At 66.7% G+C, this 6,113-nt stretch carries 4 protein-coding genes; 2 read left to right on the top strand and 2 right to left on the bottom strand.

Annotated elements, in window-relative coordinates:
- The first annotated feature begins 211 nt into the window (after positions 1–211).
- Complete coding sequence (locus tag LGM42_RS28650; RefSeq protein ID WP_226234048.1) at positions 212–2,611, top strand: patatin-like phospholipase family protein; 2,400 nt, start codon at positions 212–214, stop codon at positions 2,609–2,611.
- A 95-nt stretch (positions 2,612–2,706) separates the two neighbouring features.
- Here the strand turns inward: LGM42_RS28650 and LGM42_RS28655 are convergent, their stop codons facing one another.
- Positions 2,707–3,837, bottom strand: a complete 1,131-nt coding sequence (locus LGM42_RS28655; protein ID WP_059584559.1) for an ATP-binding protein — start codon at positions 3,835–3,837, stop codon at positions 2,707–2,709.
- A gap of 64 nt (positions 3,838–3,901) precedes the next feature.
- Positions 3,902–4,612 carry a response regulator gene (locus LGM42_RS28660; protein WP_059584557.1) on the bottom strand — a complete coding sequence of 237 codons (711 nt, stop codon included), beginning with the start codon at positions 4,610–4,612 and terminating at the stop codon, positions 3,902–3,904.
- A gap of 220 nt (positions 4,613–4,832) precedes the next feature.
- Here LGM42_RS28660 and LGM42_RS28665 point away from each other — a divergent pair, with 220 nt between their 5' ends.
- Positions 4,833–5,747, top strand: coding sequence for a glutaminase (locus LGM42_RS28665; protein WP_059584555.1), 915 nt, complete (start codon positions 4,833–4,835; stop codon positions 5,745–5,747).
- Positions 5,748–6,113: the final 366 nt, after the last annotated feature.

The following is a 6,113-nucleotide window of genomic DNA, read 5'->3' on the forward strand; positions in this document are numbered from 1 at the left end:
ATGCCGCCCCATCACGAGCTTAGCGGCAAATCGTTCCGATACTTTAGCCAATTCCAATGATTTTTTCGCGACGAAATTGCCGAAAACGGCGTCCCGCGCACGTCCGGCTACGCAACAGCCGCTCGCATCGGGCCTGTAAAACACGGTAATCTCTCGGTCTTGCCTGTTCCCGGCAGGCCTCCGACGCACGATCACGCCAGGTATGTTCACCATGACAGCGACCGTTTCTTTCCGCTGGGCGCCGCTGCGCCCGCTCTGCACGACGCTCGTTGCCTTCTGGTGCTGTGCGGTTGCCGCGCAACCGCTGCCGGCCGCCGAACCCGCCGCCGCCCCGACCGTTGCGGCCGCAGCCAACGCGGCGGCTGCCGCCGCACCCGCCGCCACGCACACCTGCGCGGCCGACGGCGGCCCGGCCGGCCGGCCGTCGATCGGCCTCGTGCTGTCCGGCGGCGGCGCGCGCGGCTACGCACACCTCGGGGTCCTGAAAGTCCTGGAGGACAACCGGATCCCGATCGACTGCATCGCGGGCACCAGCATGGGCGCCGTGGTCGGCGGCCTGTACGCGAGCGGGATGGCGGCCGACGAGATGCAGAAGCGGCTGTCGGAGGTCAACCTGGCCGATATCGCGTTCGACGTGACGGACCGCGCGGACCTGCCGCAAACCAGCCGGGAAGACGAACGCCTGTACATCAACGGGCTGACGCTCGGCTTCGGCAAGAAAGGCGTCAAGGCGCCGGTCGGCCTCGTTCAGGGCAACCGGCTGCAGGCGCTGCTCGCGAACTGGACGGCCGCCGTGCCGACCAACCAGCCGTTCGACCACCTGCCCATTCCGTATCGCGCCGTCGCGACCGACCTGCAGACGGGCCAGATGGTCGTGCTCGACCACGGCTCGCTGCCGCTCGCGATTCGCGCGAGCATGGCGATGCCGGGCCTGTTCGCGCCGGCCGAGATCAACGGGCGCGCGCTCGTGGACGGCGGGCTCGTCAGCAACCTGCCCGTCGACACCGCGCGGCAGATGGGCGCGAACATCGTGATCGCCGTCGACATCGGCTCGCCGCTGCGCCCGCTCGATGCGCTCGCGTCGCCTGCCGACGTGATGCAGCAGATGGTCGGCATCCTGATCCGCCAGAACGTGACCGCGCAGCGCAAGCAGCTCGACGCGCACGACGTGCTGCTCACGCCGGACCTCGGCTCGCTCGCGTTCACCGATTTCCAGAACGCGAAGCAGGCGATCGCCGCCGGCGAGATCGCCGCGACCGCGGCGCTGCCGAAGCTGCGGCGTTTCGCGCTCACGCCGGAACAGTACGCGGCCTACCGGTCCGCGCATGCGCAGCCGCTGCCGCCACCGATCCGGATCACGCGCATCGACATCAAGACCAGCGGCGGCGTGCCCAAGCGCGTCGTCAGCAACGCGCTGCACGTGAAACCCGGCGACATCTACGATCCGAAGACCGTCAGCCAGGATCTGCTCGGGCTCACGACGGGCGGCAACTTCGAGAGCGTCACGCAGCAGATCGTGAGCCGCGGCGACGACAACGTGCTCGAGATCGACGCGCGCGAGAAGTACTGGGGGCCCAACTTCCTGCTGTTCGGGCTCGGCATGTCGAGCAGTTCGACCGACGAAGGCGGCTTCCGCCTGCACGTCGGCTACCGGCGGCCGTGGCTCACGGAATCGGGGCTCGAATTCCGCGCGGACACGACGATCGGCAGCGACCTGCAATCCGCGCGCATCGAGTTCCGCCAGCCGCTGTCGATGGCATACGGCGTCTATCTGTCGCCGTACGCGGAATACCAGCGCCGCTACGCGAACCTGTACGACGACACCGGCGACGTGAAGATCACGCAGTATCTGATGCAGACGGCGCGCGCCGGGCTCGATCTCGGTTTGCCGATCGGGCGGCTCGGCGATTTCCGGATGGGCGTCGGTTACGTGACCGGGCACGGCTCGCCGACCTACAACCTGCCGTTCGACGACGGCAGCGGCCAGGCGCTGCTGTGGCCGAGCTTCACGTCGCAGGCGCTGATCGCGCGTGCGCGGCTCGTGATCGACCAGCTCGACGATCCGCTGTTCCCGCGCAAGGGCTATTTCACCGAGCTGCGCGTCGAACGCTCGCTGGTGTCGCGCAACGGCGGCTCGGCGCAGGAATTCTCCGACGGGATCAACAACGCACCCTATACCGAGATCTACGGCAAGGCGATGATCGCGCAACAGTTCGGCCGGCACAGCGTCAGCGCGACGATCGAGGGCGGCAAGAGCATCGGCGGCACCAACCTGATCAACGCGTTCAACTTCACGCTCGGCGGCTTCCAGCATCTGTCCGCGTACGCGGCCGACCAACTGAACGGCAACGAGCTCGCGTACGGGCAGGTCACGTACATGAACCAGTTGATGACGTTCAACGCGTCGCCGGTCAAGGCGCTGTCGGTGGGCGCCAGCGCGGAAGTCGGCAACGTGTGGTCGAGCGGCCAGCAGATCGGCGGCGGCGCGCTCAAGCAGAGCTATACGTTCTTCACGAGCCTGTCGACCGCGTTCGGGCCCGTCTATATCGGCGTCGCGCTCGCCCCCGGCGGCCGACGCAACTTCTACCTGCAGCTTGGCCGCACTTATTGAGCATGCGCGGATGCCGCTGCGGCGGTATCCGCGGCGCCGTCTCGACGGCGGCCATCGACTTCACGGTTGCCGCGGATCGGCCTTGCGGCGTGGCGCTAGACCGGCCAGCTGATCTCGAACCGCGCGCCGCCGAGTTCGACCGGATCGACGACCGCGATGCGGCCGTTGTGCGCATGGAGCACCTGTCGCGTGATCGACAGGCCGAGCCCGTAGCCGCCGGTACGGCGGTCCAGGCGCACGAATGCGTCGAAGATCCGTTCGCGCTCGCTCTCGGGCACGCCGGGGCCGTCGTCCTCGACGAAGATCCCGATGTTGCCGTGCACGAGCGAGATCCCGACGACGATCCGCGATTGCGCGTACTTGCTCGCGTTGCGCAGCAGGTTGCGCATCGCATACGACATCAGCCGCCGGTCCATCTTCACGCGCAGATCCGACCCGATCGCGATGCGCGACTCGATCGCACGGTCCGGATACAGCAGTTGCGCGTCGCTCACCTGATGCTCGAACCACGCGACCGGCGCGGTCATCTCGAGGTTCGACTGCAGCGAGCTGTATTCGAGCCGTGCATACGTGAGGCTCATGTCGATCAGCTCCTCGAGCTCGGTCACGTCCTGCGCGATGCTCTCGAGCGCGCCCTGGTATTCGGCCGCCGAACCCGGTTCGCGCAGCATTTCGAGCGCGAAGCGCACGCGCGCGAGCGGCGTGCGCAGTTCGTGCGAGATCCCGTTCGTCAGATCGCGCTGCGCGGCGATCAGCCGCTCCATGCGCATCGCGAGCGCATTGAGCGTGCGCGCGAGCGGGCCGATGATCACGCTGTGCGATTCGCGCGCACGCGTGTTGAAGCGCCCGCCGGTGAAGTCGATCGCCCGCTCGCGCACCATCACGAGATCCGACCAGACCGGCCGCATCCACCGATACGCGGCGAGCGCCGGCGCGGTGAACACGAACGCGAGCACGATCCAGATATCGCCCGGCAGCGAATCGAACGCATGCCACACGACCTGCGGCGACAATTCGACGCACAGCGCGAGTGCGGGCACCAGCGCGGTCAGCAGGACGAGGCCGAGCAGATGCAGGTAGGTGCGCAGGTACAGGCGCGACCAGCTCGGAATGCGGTCGGCGCGCGTGTCGGTCCACGCGCGGCGGAAGTGCAGCCAGCGCCATTTGACGTAGCGCAGCGTCGGCAGCGGCGGTGCATCGGGGTGCGAACGGGTTCGTCGGATCATCGCGGCTCCCGGCCGGCGGGCGGCATGCCCGCGCGGAACGTGGCGGCGTCGCGCGAAGGCGGCTTCATTCCCACGCGTGCTTGCTGAATTGATAACCCTTGCTGCGGATCGTCTTGATCCGCTGCGGGTTGCTCGCGTCGTCGCGCAGCTTGCGGCGCAGCTTCGAGATACGCCCGTCGATCGTGCGGTCGAGGCCGTCGAATTCGACACCGCGCAACTGCAGCATCAGATCGTCGCGGCTGACGACTTCGCCCGCGTGACACACGAGCGCCCACAGCAGGTCGAATTCGGCCGACGTCAGATCGGGCGTGCTGCCGTCGGGCAGCACGACGGTGCGGTCGGTGCGGTCGATCGAGAACTTCCCGAACGCGTAGCGCTCCGGCTGCGGCGCGGTGCCTTCGGCCACGCGCGCGGGCGCGCGGCGCAGTTGCGCCTTGATCCGCGCGAGCAGGATGCGCGGCTCGACCGGCTTGTGCACGTAGTCGTCCGCGCCGAATTCGAGGCCGAGCAGCTCGTCGAACGGCTCGTCGCGCGCCGTCACCATGATGATCACGCCGTCGTACTGCTTGCGCGCCTCGCGGCAGATTTCGAAGCCGTCCTTGCCGGGCAGATTCACGTCGAGGATGACGAGATCGGGACGAATGGACAGGATCGCCGGCACCGCGGCGTCACCATGCAGCACAGTGTCGACTTCATAGTCGTTCTTGCGCAGGTAGCCGGCGATCAGCGTGGACAGACGGGTGTCGTCTTCGACGAGCAGGATGCGAAAAGACATGGGCAACGGTCGGGTCATCGGGGAAGCCGCGGCGGCACCGGCCGGTGCCGGACGCCGGCCATCGGCCGAAACGTACCGCATGATACTGCGCCCGCCGCTTGCCTGTTTGGCTGTCTCGAAAATAAGGGCGCGACTCGGGCCGCGCTTGACGAATCGGCGCCGGGACGGTTCCATACGGGCTCGCCGGAATCCCGGCCCTGCTTCCATCCTGCCTGACGCGATGAATTACCAGACGATTCTTGAACGCATCCACACCGAACTCGCCCCCTGGATCGGCCAGGGACGGGTGGCCGACTACATTCCCGAACTCGCGAAAGTACCTGCCGACAAGTTCGGGATGGCGGTCGTGACGCTCGACGGAAACGTTTACACGGTCGGCGATGCGCACGAGCGCTTCTCGATCCAGAGCATCTCGAAGCTGTTCGCGTGCACGCTCGCGTTCCAGTTGCTGGGCGACGCACTGTGGGAACGGGTCGGCCGCGAGCCGTCCGGCACCGCGTTCAATTCGCTGGTTCAGCTCGAAAGCGAACGCGGCAAGCCGCGCAATCCGTTCATCAATGCGGGCGCGCTGGTCGTCACCGACGTGCTGTGCCGCCGCTTCGTGAAAGCCGAGACGGCGCTCGTCGAATTCGTGCGGCGGCTGATCGGCGCGAACGACATCGACTACGACTCGCGCGTCGCGACGTCGGAGTTGCAGCACGCGGAGCGCAACCGCGCGATGGCGCACTTCATGGCGAGCTTCGGCAACATGCAGATGCCGCCCGATACGGTGATCGACGCGTATTGCCGGCAGTGTGCGATCGAGATGAACTGCGTCGAGCTCGCCAGCGCCGCGCTGTTTCTTGCGAACGGCGGCGTCGCGCCGGCGACCGGCGAGCGGATCGTCGATTCGAGTTCCGCGAAGCGGCTGTCGGCGCTGATGCTGACTTGCGGCACCTATGATGCGGCCGGCGATTTCGTGTATCGCGTCGGGCTGCCGGCGAAAAGCGGCGTCGGCGGCGGGATCGTCGCGGTGCTGCCCGGGGAGATGGCGGTGTGCGTGTGGGCGCCGGGGCTGGATGCGAACGGGAATTCGTTGGCGGGGACCAGGGCTTTGGAATGGTTGACTACGTATTCGGGGCGGTCGATTTTTTGAGGTGTGCTTCCCTCGTTTTTTCGCCTTCCATCAGGCCGGAGCTGTCCGCGTTTTTGTGGGCGAAGGGGTTGGAAAGTGGGTTATCCGCTCGCCTGCGTGAATTGATTTTCGAACAGGAGAGAGCGGACGGTTCTCCAGTTCGGCGCCTCAGCCATCACTTCGTCGGTGACCGAGCTGATGGAGTCGGGAAATCACGGATCGGTCTCCGAATCTGGACATCTGGTTCGCAGATCCCTACGCGGAGGTATCCGGAATTTAGTGTGTGAGGCGGGTTGAGATTCAGACTCCAATGTTGAATCGTTCTGGGTAAAGCAGTGCGAACTGAGTCATGGCGCTCTTCCAATCGTGCCGGGAACCCGTCCACTT

The sequence above is a fragment of the Burkholderia sp. AU39826 genome (assembly GCF_020419965.1).
In the GTDB taxonomy this organism is placed as follows: domain Bacteria; phylum Pseudomonadota; class Gammaproteobacteria; order Burkholderiales; family Burkholderiaceae; genus Burkholderia; species Burkholderia semiarida.

What these genes read in the sequence shown, in the direction of transcription:
- LGM42_RS28650 (WP_226234048.1), top strand. Translation starts at nt 212, where the DNA reads ATGACAGCGACCGTTTCTTTCCGCTGGGCGCCGCTGCGCCCGCTCTGC.
- LGM42_RS28655 (WP_059584559.1), bottom strand. Translation starts at nt 3,837, where the DNA reads ATGATCCGACGAACCCGTTCGCACCCCGATGCACCGCCGCTGCCGACG.
- LGM42_RS28660 (WP_059584557.1), bottom strand. Translation starts at nt 4,612, where the DNA reads ATGTCTTTTCGCATCCTGCTCGTCGAAGACGACACCCGTCTGTCCACG.
- LGM42_RS28665 (WP_059584555.1), top strand. Translation starts at nt 4,833, where the DNA reads ATGAATTACCAGACGATTCTTGAACGCATCCACACCGAACTCGCCCCC.